We start from the raw sequence: 20811 nt of genomic DNA, 5'->3' as shown, positions 1-20811 counted from the left end.
CTCGTCAGCTCCAAGGCGGCATCGACGTCGCTGTCGGAGAATTACGTCGGCCTGCCGTTGTAGAATCGTAGGGTGGGCATAGCGAAGCGTGCCCACCATCGACACTCCGCTTGGAATGGTGGGCACGCTTCGCTTTGCCCACCCTACGAGTATTACTTGCCCGCCTGCGCGTAGCCGAGACATGTCCGCACGATCTGGCCGCAGACGGCATCCCGCGCGTCGCCGATGTCGGTATTCCCGGCGTACTGCACCTCCGCGACCTTGCCGCCGACGAAGCGGAGCTGCACGCGGCAATAGCCGTTCAAGGGCTGGCCGCCGATGTTCAGCCCGGGTGGGATCGTGAGAGCCGGCGGCGCGATGCCACCGGGCGCACTGGCGGCATGCTCATACATCCAGATTTCGCCGGTGCCGTCCTTGGTGGTTCCAGTCGGCAGCCCCGCGCACATCCGGATGTTCGATTGATTAAGTCCGATCAGGCTTTCCCGGCCGCGCCGCGCCCATTCGGCGTCCCGTTCGGCACAGCCGGCCAAGACGAGGGGTGCCAGGATAAGCATCCGCAGGCGAAGTCGCATCGGTACCGATTCAGTGACTGGATTTGCAGCGACGATATCGCGTTGCGAATTTGCGTTGCAGTGGACGTGCTGCTCGCCTCCATGCGCGGCCGGCATGGATCAAAAGCCGAGGTGGCACGTTATCGACGCCCACTTTACCAATGCGCCGTAAATTTCCCCTCCCGCAGGAACGCAATCGTCTGCGCGATCGCCGCGTCATTGCGCACCAGCCACGGATGTGACGTGCGCACGACAATATGATCGGTCATGCCGTCGAGCTTGGTGTTCGCGACCGATACACGTCCGTCATGCGGTCGCGGCAGGAAGGCAGAGGCGACCGGGTAGATCGAGCGGTTCCCGGCGATGATGCCAACCGGATAGTCGATCGGCGGCAACAGCGCCATGGTCGCGACATCGCGCAGCGTGCCAAGCTGCTGCCCGGCCGGGCCAAAGAAGGCGCGATACAGCACGACATTCTTCAAGCGGTCCGCGATCTCGCTACCGCCGTTGGGCGTCCCCAGCATCATCACGCGCCCGAGATTGTGCGGCCGATGTTTGGCGAGATAGCCGCGCGCCAGCAGTCCGCCCATGGAATGGCAGACGAAGTGCACTCGGCCACCAAGACGGCCTGCGAAAGTTTCGATCGCGGAATGGATGTCTTCCGCCAGCGCCTCAAGCGGTTTGCGGCGGCTGGCGTAGTCGAGATTGAGCGTTGTATATCCGGCGCGCTCGATCGCGCTTTCCATCTTGCGGAACGAACGCGCGGTCCGGCTGATGCCGTGCAGGAGGACGACGCCGTCCCGTGCTGGCGTCGTCCGAAGTGTGCTCACTTATATTCGCGTTCCTGCCACCACGGGAAATAGTCGGGCATGTCGGACGAGACCTTGTCCTTGAATTGCGCGGGGCGCTTTTCCAGGAACGAGACCACGCCTTCCTTGACGTCGTCCGAACGGCCGCGGGCGTAGATGCCGCGGCTGTCGACCTTGTGCGCTTCCATCGGATCGTCGGCGCCGAGCATGCGCCACATCATCTGGCGGATCAGCGCCACCGAGACCGGCGCTGTCTTGGCGGCGATCTCCTTGGCCAGCGCGCGGGCGGTCGGCAACAGCTCGTCCGGCGGCACCACCTTGCTGACGAGACGGCCGGCAAGCGCCTCCTGCGCCGGGAACACGCGGCCGGTGTAGCACCACTCCAGCGCCTGCGAGATGCCGACGATGCGCGGCAGGAACCAGCTCGAGGCCGCCTCCGGCACGATGCCGCGTTGGGAGAACACGAAGCCGAACCGCGCGGCCTCGCTCGCAATGCGGATGTCCATTGCAAGCTGCATGGTGACGCCGATGCCGACCGCAGGCCCGTTCACCGCCGCGATCACCGGCTTCAGGCTCTTGAAAATGCGCAGCGTCACCTGGCCGCCGCCGTCGCGCACATTGGGATCGCTGTAATCGACCGCGCCGCTCGGCAGCCGCTTCACCGGTCCGCGCCGCGCGTCGCGGTCAAAGGTGTTGGCGCCGGAGGAGAGATCGGCGCCGGCGCAGAAGGCACGGCCTTCGCCGGTGACGATGATGGCGCGGATGTCGTCGTCCTTGTCGGCGGCATCGAAGGCGTCGATCAGTTCCTGCTGCATCGTCGCGTTGAAGGCGTTGAGCTTGTCCGGGCGGTTCAGCGTGATCGTGAGGATCTGCTCGGCGACCTCGTATTTGATCGTCTCATACGCCATGGTGGTTTCCTTCCTTGTGTCTGTTCGTTGCGTCCCAGCGCAAATCATCGTCATGCCCGGGCTTGACCCGGGCATCCACGTTCTTGCTTCATCGCAAGCGTATAGACGTGGATGGCCGGGACAAGCCCGGCCATGACGGAGTGTGCGGATTATTTCTCAGGCGGCTGCGGCCAGGGGCGTTGCGGGCCGCGCAGGGCCTCGAACGCCTTGCCCATGCCGAGCACGCCGATGTCGTCGAAGCGGCGGCCGATGATCTGCACGCCGATCGGGAAACCCTTCTTGTCGTAGCCGCCGTTGATCGACAGCGCCGGGTTCTCCGACATATTCCATGGCACGGTATAGCAGATGTGCTCGAACGGCCTGTCGGGATCGTTGAGCGGGGCGGGGAGCTCGGCCGCGAAGTTCACTACCGGTGAGACCGGCGAGATGATGTAGTCGAAATCGCAGAACAGTTTGGCTGCGGCAGCACGGATCGCCATGGTCTGGTTGAAGCCGCGGATGACATCCACGCCCGACAGTTTTGCGCCGGCCTCGCCCCATTTGTAGATATAGGGCAGCACCTTTGCGCGCTCTTCCGCCGAGAGCTTCGAAAGATCGTCCCACATCCGCGCCCGCCAGAAATTGTCGAGACCCTCGAGCATTTCCCGCGTGAAGAAGCCGTCGACCTCGGTGACGACGGCGCCGGCGGATTCGAAGGTTTTCGCCGCCTTCACCACGACGTCGCGCACTTCCTTCTCGAGCGCCTGGCCGACGTCGAGATCGAGCATCAGGCCGAGGCGCATCTTGCGCGGCGACTTCTCCAGCGTCTTCCAGTTGATCTCATGCGCCGGCAGGCTCATGCCGTCGCGGCGATCGGGGCGCGACAGCACGCTCATCATCAGCGCGGCGTCGTCGACGGTGCGGGTCATCGGACCCGCGACGCGGCCGACATAGGGCGGATCGATCGGGACGCGCCCGAGGCTCGGCTTCAGTGCGACCAGGCCGCACCAGCATGCCGGCAGCCGCACCGAGCCGCCGATGTCGGTGCCGAGATGCAGCGGCCCGTAGCCGGCCGCACCGGCCGCACCTGCGCCCGCGCTCGAGCCGCCGGGATTCTTGCTGAGGTCCCAGGGATTGCGGGTGAGGGGATGGAACGAAGAGAGTCCGGAGGACAGCATGCCGTAATCCGGCATCGTGGTCTTGGCGAAGATCACCGCGCCCGCTTCGCGCAAGCGCGCCGCAGGAGGCGCATCCTTCTTCGCCGGCACGTGCTTGACACTGGCCGCGCCCAGCGGCACCGGCTGGCCTTTGGTGGCGATATTGTCCTTGATCGTGACAGGCACGCCGTCGAGCGTGCCCATCGGCTCGCCGGCCTGCCAGCGGTCGGTCGAGGCCTTGGCCACTGCGCGCGCGCCATCCGGGTCGTACAGGTAGAGCGCCTTGATGTGCGGTTCCCACTGCGCGACATGCGCGATCACCTCGTCCAGCACCTCCAGCGGCGAGAACTGCTTGGCGCGGTAGCCCGCGATCAGGTCGGTGGCGGAAAGGTCGTGCAGCGAGGTGACGGCTTCTTCGGGGGCTGGTTTATGCATGGGCACCTACCGGCAAACGAGTCTCGATGATGCGTGCGAACATGCTGGCGCCAACAGGCAGAATCTTGTCGTCGAGGACATAGCCGGGATTGTGCACCGGCACCGAGCCATCATGGCCGACCCAGAAATAGGCGCCGGGCACGGCCATCATCATGTCGGCAAAGTCCTCGCTGCCCATCTTCGGCTGCGAGCGGGTGATCACCTTCGACGGATCGACCACCGTGCGCGCGACCTGCTCGACCACGCGAGACTGTTCTTCTTGGTTGACGAGCACGCTGAAACCGTCGCGGATGTCGACGGCGATCTCGGCCTGGAATGTCGCGGCGATGCCGGCGCAGATCGCCCGCATGCGTTCGCGGATCAGCGCGCGCACCTCGTCGGAAAAGGCGCGCACGGTGCCGCACAGCTTCGCATCGCCGGGAATGACGTTATACGCCGAGCCTGAGTGGATCTGCGTGATCGACAATACCGCTGCCTGGAACGGATCGACGTTGCGGCTGACGATGGTCTGCAGCGCCTGTCCGAGCGTCATCGCGATCACGACAGCATCCTTGGAGCGCTCCGGCATTGCGCCATGCGCGCCATAGCCCTGGATGGTGATGTCGAAGAAATCAGCGCCGGCCATTGCCGGCCCCGGCAGGACCGCGATCTCGCCGTGGTCCAGATCTGGCGCATTATGCAGGCCATAGATCTCGTCGCAGGGAAACTTTTCGAACAGACCGTCCTTGATCATGGCGCGGGCGCCGCCAAGGCCTTCCTCTGCCGGCTGGAAGATGAAATGCACGGTGCCGTCGAAATTGCGGGTTTCGGCGAGATAGCGCGCACTGCCGAGCAGCATGGTGGTGTGGCCGTCATGGCCGCAGCCGTGGAAGCGGCCGGGAATGGTCGAGCGCCATTTCAGGTTGGTGTTTTCCTCCATCGGCAGCGCGTCCATGTCGGCGCGCAGGCCGATGCGCTTGCCGCCATTGCCCTTGCCCTTGAGCACGCCCACGACGCCGGTGCCGCCGAGGCCGCGATGCACCTCGATGCCCCAGCTCGCGAGCTTCTCGGCGACGATGCCGGAGGTGCGGACCTCCTCAAAGCCGATCTCGGGATGGGCATGGAAATCCCGACGGATCGCCGTGAGTTCGTCGGCAAAGCCTTCGATGCGTTCGATGGTGGGCATTTGGTCCTTATCCGGTTGAACGTGATGTGTTGACAGGCGCAAAGGCGGGCCCGTTCGGCTTGATACGGATTCCCGGCCGCAATTTGGTCCACGGCAGCGAGGCGGTGTCAGCCGGCATCGCGCCAGGTGCGGCGCAGATCAAGAGCTTCTCGGCGATCGGCTCGAAATCGGCGCGGAAATGCACCGAGCTCTTGTTGACCAGGACCGCCTGCTTGGTCGGCTCGATACCGACATAGCGGTACATCGCCTGGTCGGCGAGCTGCGCCTTGTGCGAGCTGACGACCACCCTGACATCGCCGATGCGCAGGCACGCCGATGGTCCCATGTCCATGTCGCGGCCGCCATAATAGGGACCGGGCGCCACGAACTTTCCATCCGAGAGCTGCTCGACGAGGAAGGTTTCCTTGTAGGGCGCATCGCCCGGGATGCCCGACTTGCCGCCGAGCGCGAGCGTTACGGTGGCGCCGACGCCCGCGACATGCGCCGCCTTCGCCGATTGGGGGTCGTAGATCACGCCGGTTGCGGCGCGCGCGGCCTTGTTCCGCACCAATGCGCGCAGCATCCCTGTGGTGTCGGAGTCGCCGCCGGCGCCGGGATTGTCCTGGGTATCGGCGATGATGATCGGCCTGGTCGCGGTCTTTGCCAACTCCATCGCATGGCGGACGCCGTCGTCGGGCGAATAGATGCGACCGTCGAAGTCGTCCTCATGGCCGGTGATCAGTGCGGCAAGCTTCTCGGCGGCGGCATCGGCGTCGGCCTGTGTCCTGCCGTAAGCGAACACGCTCGGCCCGCAATGTTCGAAATCGGCCGCGGGAAAGCCCGGCGCAAAGGACAGGGTCGGCACCGCATCGCTCTCCATCGCGGCGAGCTTCTCGTAGATGCCTCTGGTCGGCTGGTCATTGGTGCACTGCCAACTGATCGGGATCAGGAACGGCAATTGCCGGAACGCTTTTGCAAAGCGCTGCCTGGTCTTCAGTAGCAGCGCGAGATGTCTTGCGGATGCGCGGCCGGTGTCGGCCATGTCGACATGAGGGTAGGTGCGGTAGGCGATCAGCGCATCGGCATGCTTGACCATCTCAGGCGTGACATTGGCGTGCAGATCGAGGCTTGCGACCAGCGGCAGGTCGTTGCCAATCACCTTGCGCACGCGCGCCAATATCTCGCCCTCGCCGTCGTCGAGATGCTCGGTCACCATCGCGCCGTGCAGGTCGAGATAGACAGCATCGAGCGGGCCTGCACTGGCGATGCCGTCGATCATTTTCTTGACGATACGCTCGAACGCATCTTCGGTCACATGGGCGGACGGGCTGGCGCCGCAGGAGATCGTGGGGATCAATTCCCAGCCATTGGCTTCGGCGGCCTCGACGAAGCCGGCTAGCCCGACATTGATCTTGCGCATCACCTTCAACACGTCGGCGCCGTGCGCCATCGATGGCCAGCCGCCGCCATGCACGAAATCATCATAGGTCGCTTTGGTCGGCGCGAAGGTATTGGTCTCGTGCAGGAAGCCGCCGACGGCGATACGGGTCATTGATCAGGGTCTCGTAAAGAGGTCGTGGGGCGCGACGTTAAGCGTGTCGCTGCGGCCAGCGCAAGCCGCGAAGCATTGCGAATGATGCGTAGCCCGGATGCAGACGCGTAGCCCGGATGGAGCGTGGGGGCAATCTGGGATACCGGAACGCCGTCATTGCGAGCGGAGCGAAGCAATCCATCTCTCCGCTTGTTGAGGCATGGATTGCTTCGTCGCTGCGCTCCTCGCAATGACGGAGGAGGACCGGCTACTCCGCGGCCTCAGCCACCGGCCGGAAATTGGCAAAATCCCAGCCGCGGCCGGGTGCGGCATCAAGTAGCGCCCTGGTGTAAGCCTCTTTCGGGTGAGTGAGCACTTCCGCCGCCGGCCCCTGTTCGACGACGCGGCCATGCTGCATCACAACGACATCGTCGCAGATTTGCGCCGCAACGCGCAAATCGTGGGTGATGAACAGCAGCCCGATGCCGAGCCGCTTCTGGATCTCATCCAGGAGATCCAGTACCTGCGCCTGCACGGAGACGTCGAGCGCGGACACCGCCTCGTCTGCCACCAGCACCTCAGGGTCGAGCGCGAGCGCGCGCGCAATCGCAATGCGCTGGCGCTGGCCGCCGGAGAACTGGTGCGGATAGCGCGAGATCGCGTCCGCCGGCAGGTGCACCAGCTCGAGCAGTTCGCGCGCTTTGTTCAGCGCCTCCTTGTGCGGCATGCCGTAGTTGATCGGGCCTTCCGCGATCGACTCGCCGACACTGACGCGCGGGTTGAGCGAGCGATAGGGATCCTGGAAGATGATCTGGATTTTCTTGCGGTGCGGCTGCAACAGCCGCCGCGACAGCTCGGAGATTTCGCGGCCGACCAGCCGCACGCCACCGGAGGTCGGGTCGATCAGGCGCACGATGCAGCGCGCCACCGTCGATTTGCCCGAGCCGCTCTCGCCGACGATGCCGAGGGTGCGGCCCTTGCGCAGCGTCAGCGTGACGTCCTTGGCGGCCGCGACCTCGCGGATTTTGCCGAGGAAAGAACGCTCGCGATAGATCTTGCAGAGCTCGTTGGCCTCCAGCACCACCGGTTCCCTGGTCTCCTCGCGCGGTGACCGCGGCACCAGGCTTGGCACCGAAGCCAGCAGGTTGCGGGTATATTCCATCGACGGATTGCGCAGGATGCCGTCCAGCGGCCCGCTCTCGACCAGCCGGCCGTGACGCATCACCGCGACGCGGTCGGCGATCTCCGCAACCACGCCCATGTCGTGGGTGATGAAGAGCACCGCGGTGCCATGGTCGCGCTGCAGGTCGCGGATCAGCGTGAGGATCTGCTTCTGCGTGGTGACATCGAGCGCGGTGGTCGGCTCGTCCGCGATCAGGAGCTTCGGCTCCAGCACCAGCGCCATCGCGATCATGATGCGCTGGCGCTGTCCGCCGGAGAGCCGGTGCGGGTAGGAGGCGAAGATGCGCTCCACGTCGGGCAGCCGCACCTGCTCCATCATCGCAAGGATCTTCTGCCGCCGCGCGCGGGCATCGAGATTGGTGTGCACGCGCAGGACTTCGTCGATCTGGCGGCCGACCGGAACCACCGGGTTGAGCGCCGTCATCGGCTCCTGGAAGATCATCGCCATCCTTGTGGCGCGCAATTGCCTTAAGCGGCGGTCGCTTGCAGTGAGCAATTCCTCGCCCACCAGCTTGACGCTGCCGCCGGTCGGGATCAGCGAGCCCTTCTGCAACAGGCCCATCACCGTGAGCGAGGTCACCGATTTGCCGGAGCCGCTCTCGCCGACCAGGCACAGCGTCTCGCGCTCGCGTACCTGAAGCGAGATGCCGTCGATGATGCGGCTTGCGCCCGGCTTATTGCCGAGGGCGACGACGAGATTGTCGGTGTCGAGGACGATGTCGGTCATTCAGTTACTCTCTCGTCATTCCGGGGCGCGCGAAGCGCGAGCGCGGAATCCATCGGGCCACAAGTGCAAGCGGAGAATGGATTCCGGGTTCACGCTTCGCGCGCCCCGGAATGACGGAGTGAATGGCTTCATCACTTCCCGCTCCCCCGCTGCTTCATGCGCGGATCGAGCGCATCGCGTGCGGCGTCGCCGATCAGGTTCACGGAGAGGATCGCGATCGATAGCAAGAGGCCGGGCCAGAAGATCAGGGACGGCTTGATCTGAAAGTACGCGCGTCCCTCGGCCATGATGTTGCCCCAGGTTGGCGTTTCCGGCGAGATGCCGGCGCCGAGGAACGACAGAATCGCTTCGGTCAGCACGGCGGAGGCGCAGACATAAGTGCCCTGCACGATCAGCGGCGCGATCGTGTTCGGCATCAGGTGCCGCCACATGATCTTCGGCAGGCTAGAGCCGAGCGAGATCGCGGCTTCCACATAGGGCTCCTCGCGTGCGGTGAGCACCACCGAGCGCACCAATCGCGCCACCCGCGGCACCTCGGGAATGGTGATCGCCACCAGCACGGTCCAGATGCTGGCGCCCGACAGCGAGACCACGGCGATCGCGAGCAGGATGCTCGGGATCGCCATCAGGCCGTCCATGATCCGCATCATCACCGCGTCGACCCATTTGAAGAAGCCGGAGACGAGACCGATCACGAGCCCGATGCTGATCGAGAACACGGCGGCACCGAGCCCGATCAGAAGCGAGATCCGGCCCCCATAGATGATCCGTGACAACAGATCGCGGCCAAAGGCGTCGGTACCGAGCGGGAACTCGGCGCTGGCCGGCTTCAGTCGCAGTGCCGGTGCGAGCTGCACCGGGTCATGCGGCGCAAGCCATGGCGCGAAGATCGCCATCAAGATGATCAGCGACAGGCAGATCGTCGCCACCGTCATGATCGGCGTCGAAGTGAGGAATCCAAATCGTGGCCGCAGCGGCGTCGTGATCGGAAGCGACGACTCGGGGAGGGTATCGATCGCCATCAGTAGCGGATCCTTGGATCAAGCAGGGTATAGGCGAGGTCGATCAAGAGGTTGACGCCGACATAGATGCCCGACGTCAGCAGGATCATGGCCTGGATCACCGGATAGTCGCGCGCCAGCACCGCATCGACGGTGAGGCGGCCGATGCCGGGCAGATTGAACACGCTCTCGGTGACGACGACGCCGGAGATCAGAAGTGCAAAGCCGCTGCCGATCACGGTGATGACAGGCACTGCCGCGTTACGCAGCCCGTGCCGCAGCAGCACGCCCATCTCGCCGATGCCTTTGGCGCGTGCGGTGCGGATGTAATCCTCACCCATCACATCAAGCATCGAGGCGCGCGTCATGCGTGCGATCAGCGCGACATAGATGAAGGACAAAGCACAGGTCGGCAGGATAATGCGCTGGAAGAACGGGCCGAAGCCGGCGGTGATGCTCTTGAAGCCCTGCACCGGAACCCAGCGCAGATCGATCGCGAAGATCTGGATCAGCACATAGCCGATTACGAACACCGGCACGGAGAAGCCGAGCACGGACAGTCCCATCACCAAGCGATCGATCCAGGTGCCGTGCCGCCAGGCCGCGATCACGCCGAGCGGCACCGCCACCACGATCGAAAGCACGATGGTGGAAAGCGCGATCGAGATCGAGGGCTCGATGCGCTGGCTGATCATCTTCAACACCGGCACGTTCGAGATCAGGGACACGCCGAGATCGCCGTGCAGGAGTTTGCCGACCCAGGTCACGAACTGGATATAGATCGGCTCGTTCAATCCGAGCGAGGTGCGGATGCGCTCGAGCTGCTCGGGCGTTGCGTTGTCGCCGGCGAGGATCGCCGCGGGATCGCCCGGCGTCAGCCGCAGCAAGAGGAACACGAACAGCGCCACCACGCCCATCACGGGAATAGCGGCAAGGATTCGGCGAAGCAGATATCCCAGCAATGTCGATCCGTCAGATTAGGGTCAGTTAAGAGTGACGTCGGCCGTTAACCTGAGTTCCGTCACCAGCGTAGCATTTCAGCAATTCCCGTGCCATCGGCCTACTCACTGCCGTCATGCCCGGGCTCGTCCCGGGCATCCACGCCTTTTCACGCGGCAGCGGCACGTGGATGGCCGGGTCAAGCCCGGCCATGACGAGCAGACTGCAGCGTCCGGGCAATCACTGCAACGTCGCCAATAACCCTGCCATCAGCCGGCCGCGCTCGGCAAGGCTGTCGACCTCGATATGTTCATTGAGCGTGTGTGCATCGGCACCGCGCACGCCGAGGCCGTCGAGCGTGGGCACGCCCATCGCCCCGGTGAAATTGCCGTCGGAACCGCCGCCCTTGCTGCCGTGGGGTAGCTTCAAGCCCATCCCTTCCGCAAGCGCGCGGGCCCTTTCATAGAGCGCCATGGTGCCGGCATCCGGCTCCCACACCGGGCGGGTGACGCCGCGCGTCACCGTGAAGGTGACGTCGTTCGAAGTGCCCGACAGCGCCAGCATGCGCTCGACGCCGCGGTCGAGATCGGCTTGGCGCTTGGCCATGCTCAGCGCTTCGCCGGTGCAGGTGGTGGCGACGCAATTGACCCATTGGCCGCCATGCACGATGCCGACCGAGAAGGTGCAGTCCTCCGTCGTCATGCCGTCGATCGCGAGGATCTGCCGCGCCATCTCGCGGATCGCCGATCGGCCGGAGGAAAGCGTCGCGCCGGCATGGCTCGGCCGTCCCGTTGCCTCCAGGTTGAAGCGGGCGATCGCATAGCGGCCGGTGACAACGCCGTTGTCGGCGGTGCCCGGCTCCGGCACCAGCACATATTTATTGCGCGCGGCTTCGGCCTCGATGATGTCGCGCGTCGACGGCGTGCCGACTTCCTCGTCCGGCGTGAACAGCACGGTGATCGGCAAGGGGGTCGTGAACGAGGCGCGGATCAATTGCCGGATTGCTTCCAGCGTCAGGTAGTTGCCGCCCTTCATGTCGAAGATGCCGGGGCCGAAGCATTTGTTGCCTTCGCGCCGCCACTTCAGCTTCTCGATGGTGCCGACCGGATGCACCGTGTCGAGATGGCCTGCGATCAAAATGCCGGGCTCGCCGAACTTCGGATGGGGAAAGCGCGCGCGCACGCAGCCGGCAAAGCCTTGGCGGCCGGCGATGCGCTCGATCGTCGCACCCATGATCGCCATCTCGCGCGCCGCAAGGTCGAGCATGCGCTCGACAGCCGCCGCGTCCCAGGTCGGACTCTCGCACTCCACCCAGCTACGCAGGCCCTGCAGCATCACTTCGGAGTCAAAGGGAAGATTGGCTGGATTCATGAGGTCTCTCTCTTCGTTGCTGCAGGTGCGCAATGCAATCGGATCGCGATCGTCGAAATCGGCCGGCGAAGTTGTAGCGTCAAATGCGGGGAGCCGCACCATTCGTTTGTGTACATCCGATCTCGACTAAAACCCGATTGACGCAAAACACGCTTGGTGCAAGTCTCAAATTTGCCGCCCTTGCAGCATGTTAGTCCGCCTAAATAACGGACCGAGTGCATAACGAATAAGCCGGCTTTGACCAGTTTCACGTCAGGAGAGACACGAATGTTCCAAACGTCCAGTTGGAAGCGCAGGGCGCTGGCATCAGCGTTATCAATCGTTGCGCTCTCGGTGGCGCTGAGCGCGCAGGCGCTCGCGGCCGGCAAGACCATCACCGCGGTGATGCATTCGGACTTGCGCGTGATCGATCCGATCATGACCACGGCCTACATCAGCCGCGATCACGGCTACATGGTCTATGACACGCTGCTCGCGACCGACTCCAACTTCAAGATCCAGCCTCAGATGGCGGACTGGAAGGTCTCCGACGACAAGCTCACTTATACTTTCACGCTGCGCGACGGATTGAAGTGGCATGACGGCACGCCGGTGACGGCCGAAGATTGCGTCGCTTCGCTGCAGCGCTGGGGCAAGGTCGACGGCATGGGCCAGAAGCTGATGGACTTCGCCGAAAGCATCACCGCGACCGATGCCAAGACGATCACGCTGAAGCTGAAGGAGCCCTACGGCCTGGTGCTGGATTCGATCGGCAAGCCGTCCTCACGCGTTCCGTTCATGATGCCGAAGCGTCTTGCCGAGACCCCGCCCGACAAGCCGATCCCCGAGCAGATCGGCTCCGGCCCGTTCAAGTTCGTGCAGGCCGAATTCCAACCGGGCGTGAAGGCGGTCTACGAGAAGTTCAAGGACTATGTGCCGCGCAAGGAGCCGGCGAACTGGACCTCCGGCGGCAAGGTCGTGAAGGTTGATCGCGTCGAATGGATCACCATGCCTGACGCGCAGACCGCGGTGAATGCGCTGCAGTCGGGTGATATAGATTTCATGGAATTTTTGCCGCTCGATATGCTGCCGGTGCTTGAGCCGAACAAGGATCTCAAGATCGAGGTCCTCAATAAGTTCGGCTTCCAGACGCTGGGGCGCATGAACTTCCTTTATCCACCGTTCGATAACGTGAAGGTGCGGCGCGCCGCCTTCCTGGCGATGAACCAGAAGGACGTGCTCGATGCGTTGGTCGGCAATGCAAAGTACCAGACGATCTGCGGCGCCTTCTTTGGTTGCGGAACGCCACTCGAGACCGACGTCGGTGCTGAGACTCTGGTGAAGGGCAACGGCATGGCCGAAGCCAAGAAGGCGCTGGCCGAGTCCGGCTATGACGGCACGCCCGTCGTGATCATGGCGCCCGGCGACGTGATCACGCTGAAGGCGCAACCGATCGTCGCCGCTCAGTTGCTGCGCGATGCCGGGTTCAAGGTCGACCTGCAGGCCACTGACTGGCAGACCGTGGTGACCCGTCGCGCCAGCCAGAAGCCGCCGAAGGAGGGCGGCTGGAATATGTTCTTCACCAATTGGGTCGCTGCCGACGTTGCCAATCCCATCGTCAACGCCTCCCTTACCGGCCGCGGCAAGAACGGCGGTTGGTTCGGCTGGGCTGAGGACGCCAAGATCGAGGAGCTCCGCGACAAGTTTGCCCGTTCCTCCTCGCCGGATGAGCAGAAGAAGATCGCCGCCGAGATCCAGAAGCAGGCCTACGACCAGGTGATGTATATCCCGCTCGGCCAGTATTCTCTCCCGAGCGGCTGGCGCAAATCGCTCACCGGCGTGCTCGACGGCCCGGCGACGCCGATCTTCTGGAACATCGACAAGAGCGAGTAGGGCGCTTCATCGAATAATGAAGCAAAATGGCCGGGCTCAGCCCGGCCATTTTCATTGAGCGAGCGAGTTTCGTCCGCGCTCAGCAGTGACTCTCGCGCACGCGTTCCAACCCTTCGTTCAGAAGCGGCGGAGCGGGTTCCGGCAGCGAAGCCGGCCTGCGCGTCTCTTGCTTCTGCTCTTGCGGTTCCGGATGCTGTTCCGCCGCCCGTTGTTTCCCTGGATAGTCTTTCGCCATGTCAATCGCACTCCAATGCTGCATCACAACATTTTCGGCGAGAGAATGTTCCGCACCCGCTGCGCGCCCGGCGACGGTCTCTAATGTCCGAATTTACGGGAACACAGTCATTGTCGCGAAATCGCCGAGTGCCGTGCCTGGCGACATCGCGGCGGCGTACAACGCGACGAGAAACAGCCGCGATAAGAACAGAACACCAATGATGATCGCTACGCGGCCGATCCAGGCTGTCTTCTCCGCAAGCCGATCCTGCTCCGAACTTGCCATCGTCACATCTCCAATCCATACGCGTTGAGATTTGACAGCCGCAAGATTGCGGTCGGCGCGCAAAGACTAGGTTTCTGTGGCAGGCGTTGATGTGATCCCAGCCACACCTGACGGGAACGTGATGAGTGAGCGCGCGCGAGCATGCTGTTGCCTCACCGCAACTCGAACGTTCTCGTGCTCTCGCCAGCAATCAAACGGTGCTGATTTACGCTTTGCGTCGAGTTGTTTCGGACGATCTCGTGAGAGTGGCGTGCAGTGATGCGATCGGATGCATCATGGTCTCAAGGCGCGCTCAAAAAAATCTGGCTCAAGCGACCGCACGCACGTTCATCTCTACGACCTGCTCGTCCGCCGCTTTTTGCGCGGAATGGGCTTGGCATAGTAAGGATTGACCACGCACTGAGCCGCCCGGCCGGAGGCTGATGCCTGACACTGGGGTATCGAGGTGTAGCGACATTCGAAGTAGTAATCCACCATGCCCTGGTAGATCTGCAGGCAGACCGGATAGTTCGGATCGTAAGTCTGGGCCTGGGCTGGCGTTGTCTTGCCGAGCATAACGACTGCCAGGATAGCCAAAGCCAGAATGCGCATCATGATATCCTCGTTCCTGGTAGGTTATGGTCTCGGTCCAGACCGCCATGTGCCGGCTGACTTGCCGGCTCTGGTCGTGTCGTCGTCGTAGCCAAAGCGAGATTCGTCTGATTCGATTGGTGCGGGCGGTGGGACTCGAACCCACACGACGTTGCCATCGAGGGATTTTAAGTCCCTTGCGTCTACCAATTCCGCCACGTCCGCGTTCGTCGGGAGAAGGATATCTAGCGCGTTTGGTGACGAAGTGGAAACAGGATAATTGTTGCCGAATACACGTTATTTCAACAGTTTAACGCGTAACGCGACGACGCCACGTCTTGCGTATCGCGCTGCGCGGTGGCCGCCCAGCCTCAATCCGGACATTTCCCGCTGCTTTAGCCAATCTCAACACTTAACCGTTTATCAAGGCGCCATGTCCGTCCGCACCTTCCTCCACCTGCCGCCGCGCGCGGCCGTGACCGCCGCGCTGCTTGCGCTTGGCGGCCTGCTTTGCGGCTGCGCCCAGATGGGCGAGACGCTCAGCCCGGCCTTCGTCGATCCCGCGAAATACGATCTTTACGACTGCAAGCAACTCGAGACGGAGCGCGCGGCGCTGACGTCGCGCGCGGCGGAGTTGCAGGGGCTGATGTCGAAGGCGGAGACCGGGGTCGGCGGCGCCGTGGTGGCGGAGGTGGCCTACCGCAACGATTACGTGGCGGTGCGCGCGCAGCAGAAGCTCGCCGAGGAAAACTGGCGACGCAACAGATGCCATGAGACGATCGTGGCGGCGCCGGCGCCGATCGTGCCACCGGCGCCCGCCCGAGGCGCGCGTTCGCGCTGAATCGCGCTATCACGCCCGCCAATCATAGATCCAGTCCTGCCGCGCCAGCATTCGCTCCGGACCCATCGCCCGGATGACGAGATCGCGCGTCAGCGCCATCGGCCCGGTGAGGTGATAGATGCGTCCCTGTCGCTGCGCGGTGCGCGCCACCCGATTGACGCGCCCGCGGCGCAGCCTGGTGTACCGCTTCAGCGCAGCGGGAATGCCGGAGATGTCCTCGCCGGTACAGCCAGAGAGGCAATTGGCAAGCACGGCGGCATCCTCGATCGCCATGCCCGCGCCTTGCGCGGCAAAGGGCAGCATCCCATGCACGGCGTCGCCGAGCAGGGCGACCGCGCCCGCGCTCCATTCGCTGACCTCGGGCATCGTGAACAGCGCCCAGCGCCGCCATTCCTCGACCGCGCCGATCAGCGTCCGCGCGTTGTCGGGCCAATCGGCGGAGAACGCGTTCTTGATCTCGCCCGCATCGCCGGCCTCGCTCCAGCCCGGCCGGTTCCAGGTTCCCGGCACGATCGCGACCACATTGATCCGTCGTGCTGCGGCGATCGGATAGGCGACCAGATGCGCGTTCGATCCCATCCAGAGCTGCACCCGCGGCGAGGCGGATTCGCGCGGCAGCGCCTTCGCATCGAGCGTGCCGCGCCAGGCGATCAGCCCGGAAAACCGTGGATGCAGTTCCGGGAACAGGCGGCTGCGCACGGACGACCAGATGCCGTCGGCGCCGATCAGCGCCGCCGCCAGCTCATGCTGCCGCGCGCCGCCGCAGCGCGCGGCCACCGTCAGTCCTCTGGCGTGGTCGGCGACATCCTCGAACTGCCAGCCCAGGCGGAGTTCGATGTCGGGATGATCCTCAACCCCTGCCTGCAGCGCTCCTTGCAAATCGGCGCGATGCACCACCCAATAGGGTGAGCCGGCGCGCGTGCTCGCGGCCTCGCCGAGCGGCAGGCGGGCGATCTCGCCGCCCGCGCGCGCGCTGAGAACGCTGATCGCTTCCGGCGTCACCGCGCGCGGCGCAAGCCGCGGTTCGAGGCCGAGACCGACCAGGACGCTGCTGGCATTGGGTGAAAGCTGCAGGCCCGCGCCGACTTCCTCCAGCCGCGGCGCCTTTTCCAGGATGACGACACGAAAGCCCTTCGCCGCGAGCGCCAGCGAAGCTGTCAGTCCTCCGATCCCGGCACCAGCGACGACAACGGTGCGCGTGATCGCCACGGATCAATCAGCCATGAGCAGTCAGGCGACTTTGTCCTTCAGCACGCATTCGGGCGGGCGCGCCTCGCCGGCCGCGAGATCGGGCGCGAAGCGATACAGCGTCGAGCAGTAGGGGCAGATGATCTCGTTGTCATTGCCGAGATCGAGGAACACATGCGGATGGTCGAACGGCGGGTTCGCGCCCACGCACATGAACTCCTGCGAGCCGATCTCGATCACCGAGACTCCGGCATCGTTATGGAAGTGCGGGACGACGTGGTCGGACATATCTTCACCTTGGGATGGCAATAACGGACGGACGCAATTAACGCGATGCGGCACTGCGAAATGCCCGGCACCATACTGGCGGGTGGAGTTGATTCCTAGAGCCCCGACCATCCATTTGCTCATGCAAATTCGACACAATCTTGTCGTCGGAGAGAAGCCCTTCTTTCGTCGGGGCTGTTGTGTCTTAAAAACGGCACACTATTTCCAAGTTGAGCAAAACCCTGGGTTTTATCGAATGAAGCGAGCGCGGGTCAGTATAGGGGTGGCAGGGATGCTGGTGAGCATCGCCGCCGGCGTCGCCCTGTGGCCGTATGCCAGCGACGCGTATGCCATGCTGGCCGCACAGGACGAGCCGGCGCAATTGGCCGACCTGCAGATCAGTTCTGCTTTACGGAATGACGAGCGCCTGATCGAGCAGAATATCGAACAGGCGCTGGCTGCTGATGACGCCGATCTCGCCAACAGCTTTCTCGAACTCGCGCGTGAGAAGAATGTCGCAATCAGCGATGGACTGACCACGCGCGTGAACGATGCGGTTGCGGAAGCGAGCTCGACCTCGCATGTCGCCAAGCGCTTTGCCACGGGTCTCGTCACCGGCACCGCGGACGATCTCGCCAGCCTGTCCGGCACGGTCGCGGGTGATCTTTTTGTTTTCGGCGATGTCAGGGATGTCGTGCGCGAAGGCAAGCATCTGGCGATGGGCGAGGAGACCGATCATCTCATTCTTGGCCTCGCCGCCGCCGGCCTTGCAGTGACGGCTGCGACCTATGTTTCCGTCGGCGGTGTCGCGCCGGTGCGCGCCGGGCTGTCGCTGGTGAAGGATGCGCGCAAGGTCGGCCGGATCAGCGAGGGGCTCTCGGCTTGGGCCGGCCGCTCGGCGCGCCAGGTCGTGGATGCGCCGATGCTGCAGGAGGCGGTGGCCTCGGCTTCGGCGCTCCGTCCGGGCCAGACCATGACCGCGATCAAGGCGGCGTTCCGCGTGGAAAAGGCCGGGGCTCTGGTTCGCCTTGCTAAGGATGTCGGGCGCATCGGCGAAAAAGCCGGCACCCGCGGCGCGCTGGAGACGCTCAAGATCGCGGAGGGACCGAAGGATATCGCGCGCGCCGCGCGGCTCGCGGAAGCGAAGGGCAGCCAGACCGGCGCGATCCTGAAACTGTTCGGCCGCGGCGCGCTGCTGCTTGCCGCCGGCGCCTTCAACCTCACTATGTGGCTGTTCGGCGCGCTGCTGACGCTGTTCGGCTTCCTGTCCTCAATCAAGGCAACCACCGAACGCCTGACGCTGGCATGGCTGCGCCGGAGCAAGGCGCGGCGCTTGCGGAAACAACTCGCGATGGCACAAGCGCCATCCGAGGCTGCGGTGGCGGGCGCTACCGCCTGCCGCTAAGCTCTGCGATCGTTCGCCGGTCGTCAATCCAAGAAAATCCCTCAAACAACGGAAGGCGCGATGCCGAGTTTTCATCACGGCGCTGTTGAGATCGCCTATCTCGACGAAGGCGAGGGCGATCCGATTTTCCTCGTGCACGGCTTTGCCTCGAGCAAGAACGTGAACTGGGTCTATCCCGGCTGGGTCTCGGAACTGCGCAAGGATGGCCGCCGCGTGATCGCGCTCGACAATCGCGGCCACGGCGAGTCCGCCAAGCTCTACGATCCCGCAGAGTACGACATCGCCGTCATGGCAAGCGACGTGATCGCGCTGATGGATCATCTCGGCATCCCGCGCGCGGATATCATGGGTTATTCGCTGGGCTCGCGGATGACGGCGGTACTGGCGCACAACGAGCCGCAGCGGTTGCGCTCGGCAATTCTCGGCGGCATCGGCATCGGCCTGATCGAGGGCGGCGGTCCCGGGGAGAATGTCGCTGTCGCGCTGGAGGCGCCCTCGCTGGAGGATGTCACCGATCCGGTCGGTCGCACCTTCCGTGCCTTTGCCGATCAGACCCGCTCCGACCGCTCTGCGCTCGCCGCCTGCCTGCGCGGCTCGAGGCGGCTGATGACACGGCAGGAGGCCGCCGACATCGACGTGCCCGTCCTGATCGCGGTCGGCAGCAATGACGAGATCGCGGGCTCGGCCGAAGCGCTCGGCCGCGTTATCCCGCAGTCGCAAGTGCTTGCGATCCCGAACCGCGATCACATGCGGGCGGTGGGCGACAAGGTCTACAAGACCGGCGTGATCGACTTCCTGTCGCAAAGAGAATGATCTTCTACGCCAGGAGAATGTTCTTCTACGGAAATCGAACTTAAGGCTGCTTGATTTCCGGCAAATGCCGACCAATTGGATGTGACGCCTCCGCATAGCGGTTAAGCGAGGCTTATCCTTTGCCGAACCGCACCGGGACAAGCGTCGCTCAACCGTGCTATAGCGCACACCGAAACTGGGGCATGATCCGGAAAAGTGGGGACCGGTTCTCCAAGAAGATCATGCTCTGCAAAGATCACGCGAGGCCAGCCATGGCAGTGCATCAGGTCAATCCGCAAGGCGGCAAGCTCGCCGCGCTCGATCCGATCTGGGACCGGATCAGGAGCGAGGCCGAGGAGATCGTTCGCCGCGAGCCGGAGCTTGCCACCTTCATCTATTCCGCGGTGCTGCATCACGAGCGCCTGGAAGATTCGATCGTGCATCGGCTGGCCGAGCGGCTCGACCATTCGGCGCTGTCGGGCGATCTGATCCGCCAGACCTATGACGAGGCGTTGCGTGATGAGCCCGATATCGGCAACGCCTTCCGCGCCGATCTCGTCGCCGTCTACGACCGCGATCCCGCGACCTCGCGCTTCATCGACCCCTTGCTCTACTTCAAGGGCTTCCATGCGCTGCAGACGCATCGGCTCGCACACTGGCTCCATCTGAAGGGCCGCAAGGATTTTGCTTCTTATCTGCAGAGCCGCTCGTCGGAAGTCTTCCAGACCGACATCAATCCAGCCGCCAAGATTGGCCGCGGTATCTTCCTCGACCACGCTACCGGTTTTGTCTGCGGCGAGACCGCCGTGATCGACGATGACGTTTCGATCCTGCATGGCGTCACCCTCGGCGGCACCGGCAAGGAGAACGAGGATCGCCATCCGAAGATTCGCCATGGCGTGATGATCGGCGCCGGCGCCAAGATCCTCGGCAATATCGAGGTTGGTCATTGCGCGCGCATCGCCGCGGGCTCTGTCGTCGTCAAGCCGGTACCGCACAACGTCACGGTCGCGGGCGTACCGGCGAAGATCGTGGGGGAGGCCGGCTGCGCCGAGCCGTCGCGCACCATGGACCAGATGCTCAACGCGATCGGGCTTTGATTTCACTCGTGTTTCGCGATCGTTTCGATTGCAAATATTAGATTGTGCCAGAGCCGAAAAGGCTCTGGCGATTGCCGCCGTCCCGTCCTAAAACTCCGTCCCAAATCATCGATCCGATTGGAGACCGCCCGTGGACGTTCAGGAAGTCAGGAAACTTGACGCATATCTCAAACGCGTCTTCGGTAATCCGAAGATCCGCGTCGTGCCGCGGCCCAAGAAAGACGACTCCGCCGAAGTCTATATCGGCGAGGAGTTCGTCGGCGTCCTCTTCGTCGACGATGAAGACGACGATCGCTCGTTCCAATTCCAGATGGCGATCCTCGAAGAGGATCTGGCTGAGTAGGCCTGCGCCGGCCTGTAGTCCGTAGGGCGGGCAAAGCGCAGCGTGCCCACCATCCACGGGCCACGCAAGAAAGGTGGGCACGCTTCGCTTTGCCCACCCTTCTGTAACGGGCCTTGCTCAGTCAATCCCTTTTTGCGTCATCCGCTCGCCGGGGTCTCGCTTCTGTACGGGGTCGGTGCAAGACCGCCACCTGATGG

General features: G+C 63.9%; 21 protein-coding genes and 1 tRNA gene. 6 read left to right on the top strand and 16 right to left on the bottom strand.

The genetic code is table 11. The annotated features are described in order from the left end of the window. Positions 1-152: 152 nt before the first annotated feature. The 10 genes from ACZIRK_RS42125 to ACZIRK_RS42080 all read right to left on the bottom strand — a co-directional run bounded on the left by ACZIRK_RS42125 (position 153) and on the right by ACZIRK_RS42080 (position 11734). Entirely contained in the window at positions 153-572 is a 420-nt protein-coding gene (locus ACZIRK_RS42125) for a hypothetical protein (protein ID WP_130229421.1), read from the bottom strand. A gap of 134 nt (positions 573-706) precedes the next feature. Further along, complete coding sequence (locus tag ACZIRK_RS42120) at positions 707-1381, bottom strand: esterase/lipase family protein (protein WP_474419557.1); 675 nt, start codon at positions 1379-1381, stop codon at positions 707-709. Then, positions 1378-2268, bottom strand: a complete 891-nt coding sequence (locus ACZIRK_RS42115) for a crotonase/enoyl-CoA hydratase family protein (RefSeq protein ID WP_456645567.1) — start codon at positions 2266-2268, stop codon at positions 1378-1380. Before ACZIRK_RS42115 ends, ACZIRK_RS42120 begins: the two co-directional genes overlap by 4 nt. A gap of 149 nt (positions 2269-2417) precedes the next feature. Further along, the gene (locus ACZIRK_RS42110) at positions 2418-3839 is read right to left on the bottom strand and encodes an amidase (protein WP_474419555.1); all 1422 of its coding nucleotides are present in this window, start codon (positions 3837-3839) and stop codon (positions 2418-2420) included. After that, complete coding sequence (locus ACZIRK_RS42105; RefSeq protein ID WP_474419554.1) at positions 3832-5004, bottom strand: M20 aminoacylase family protein; 1173 nt, start codon at positions 5002-5004, stop codon at positions 3832-3834. The genes ACZIRK_RS42110 and ACZIRK_RS42105 overlap by 8 nt, the downstream gene beginning before the upstream one ends. A gap of 7 nt (positions 5005-5011) precedes the next feature. Further along, a complete protein-coding gene (locus ACZIRK_RS42100; protein WP_474419553.1) occupies positions 5012-6535 on the bottom strand; it encodes a M81 family metallopeptidase in 1524 nt (507 codons plus the stop codon). Between the two features lie 247 nt (positions 6536-6782). After that, a complete protein-coding gene (locus tag ACZIRK_RS42095; RefSeq protein WP_474419551.1) occupies positions 6783-8423 on the bottom strand; it encodes an ABC transporter ATP-binding protein in 1641 nt (546 codons plus the stop codon). Between the two features lie 131 nt (positions 8424-8554). Next, positions 8555-9445 carry an ABC transporter permease gene (locus ACZIRK_RS42090; protein WP_130229428.1) on the bottom strand — a complete coding sequence of 297 codons (891 nt, stop codon included), beginning with the start codon at positions 9443-9445 and terminating at the stop codon, positions 8555-8557. Beyond that, entirely contained in the window at positions 9445-10386 is a 942-nt protein-coding gene (locus ACZIRK_RS42085) for an ABC transporter permease (protein WP_474419550.1), read from the bottom strand. The genes ACZIRK_RS42090 and ACZIRK_RS42085 overlap by 1 nt, the downstream gene beginning before the upstream one ends. A gap of 217 nt (positions 10387-10603) precedes the next feature. Continuing rightward, on the bottom strand, positions 10604-11734 hold the full coding sequence (locus ACZIRK_RS42080; protein ID WP_474419548.1) for a M20/M25/M40 family metallo-hydrolase: 1131 nt from the start codon (positions 11732-11734) through the stop codon (positions 10604-10606). Positions 11735-12001: 267 nt separating this feature from the next. Here ACZIRK_RS42080 and ACZIRK_RS42075 point away from each other — a divergent pair, with 267 nt between their 5' ends. Then, the gene (locus ACZIRK_RS42075) at positions 12002-13606 is read left to right on the top strand and encodes an ABC transporter substrate-binding protein (RefSeq protein WP_474419546.1); all 1605 of its coding nucleotides are present in this window, start codon (positions 12002-12004) and stop codon (positions 13604-13606) included. A gap of 79 nt (positions 13607-13685) precedes the next feature. On the opposite strand, the gene ACZIRK_RS42070 is transcribed toward ACZIRK_RS42075, so the two are convergent. The 4 genes from ACZIRK_RS42070 to ACZIRK_RS42055 form a co-directional block, all read right to left on the bottom strand. After that, positions 13686-13841, bottom strand: coding sequence for a hypothetical protein (locus ACZIRK_RS42070; protein WP_474419545.1), 156 nt, complete (start codon positions 13839-13841; stop codon positions 13686-13688). A 93-nt stretch (positions 13842-13934) separates the two neighbouring features. Then, positions 13935-14108, bottom strand: coding sequence for a hypothetical protein (locus tag ACZIRK_RS42065; RefSeq protein WP_165435527.1), 174 nt, complete (start codon positions 14106-14108; stop codon positions 13935-13937). 333 nt (positions 14109-14441) lie between these two features. Beyond that, the gene (locus ACZIRK_RS42060) at positions 14442-14702 is read right to left on the bottom strand and encodes a DUF3551 domain-containing protein (protein ID WP_080663895.1); all 261 of its coding nucleotides are present in this window, start codon (positions 14700-14702) and stop codon (positions 14442-14444) included. Positions 14703-14816: 114 nt separating this feature from the next. Further along, positions 14817-14903: transfer RNA gene (locus ACZIRK_RS42055), tRNA-Leu, on the bottom strand. Between the two features lie 208 nt (positions 14904-15111). Between ACZIRK_RS42055 and ACZIRK_RS42050 the strand changes: the two genes are divergently transcribed. Continuing rightward, positions 15112-15519: a twin-arginine translocation pathway signal gene (locus tag ACZIRK_RS42050; RefSeq protein ID WP_474419543.1), complete on the top strand. Its 408-nt coding sequence runs from the start codon at positions 15112-15114 to the stop codon at positions 15517-15519. Positions 15520-15528: 9 nt separating this feature from the next. On the opposite strand, the gene ACZIRK_RS42045 is transcribed toward ACZIRK_RS42050, so the two are convergent. Next, entirely contained in the window at positions 15529-16728 is a 1200-nt protein-coding gene (locus tag ACZIRK_RS42045) for an FAD-dependent monooxygenase (RefSeq protein ID WP_474419542.1), read from the bottom strand. A gap of 21 nt (positions 16729-16749) precedes the next feature. Further along, a complete protein-coding gene (locus ACZIRK_RS42040; protein WP_021077734.1) occupies positions 16750-16995 on the bottom strand; it encodes a zinc-finger domain-containing protein in 246 nt (81 codons plus the stop codon). A 235-nt stretch (positions 16996-17230) separates the two neighbouring features. On the opposite strand from ACZIRK_RS42040, the gene ACZIRK_RS42035 reads away from it, so the two are divergent. The 4 genes from ACZIRK_RS42035 to ACZIRK_RS42020 all read left to right on the top strand — a co-directional run bounded on the left by ACZIRK_RS42035 (position 17231) and on the right by ACZIRK_RS42020 (position 20614). After that, complete coding sequence (locus ACZIRK_RS42035; protein ID WP_474419540.1) at positions 17231-18379, top strand: hypothetical protein; 1149 nt, start codon at positions 17231-17233, stop codon at positions 18377-18379. A 60-nt stretch (positions 18380-18439) separates the two neighbouring features. After that, complete coding sequence (locus ACZIRK_RS42030; RefSeq protein ID WP_456645557.1) at positions 18440-19192, top strand: alpha/beta fold hydrolase; 753 nt, start codon at positions 18440-18442, stop codon at positions 19190-19192. A 251-nt stretch (positions 19193-19443) separates the two neighbouring features. Then, the gene (gene cysE, locus ACZIRK_RS42025) at positions 19444-20271 is read left to right on the top strand and encodes a serine O-acetyltransferase (RefSeq protein WP_028166277.1); all 828 of its coding nucleotides are present in this window, start codon (positions 19444-19446) and stop codon (positions 20269-20271) included. 130 nt (positions 20272-20401) lie between these two features. Further along, positions 20402-20614: a DUF3126 family protein gene (locus ACZIRK_RS42020; protein ID WP_027583509.1), complete on the top strand. Its 213-nt coding sequence runs from the start codon at positions 20402-20404 to the stop codon at positions 20612-20614. The last annotated feature ends 197 nt before the right edge of the window (positions 20615-20811 follow it).

It is taken from the genome of Bradyrhizobium sp. Leo114 (assembly GCF_055229415.2).
Note: the sequence above shows the minus strand (reverse complement) of the source record. Positions and strands in the feature narration are given on the sequence as shown.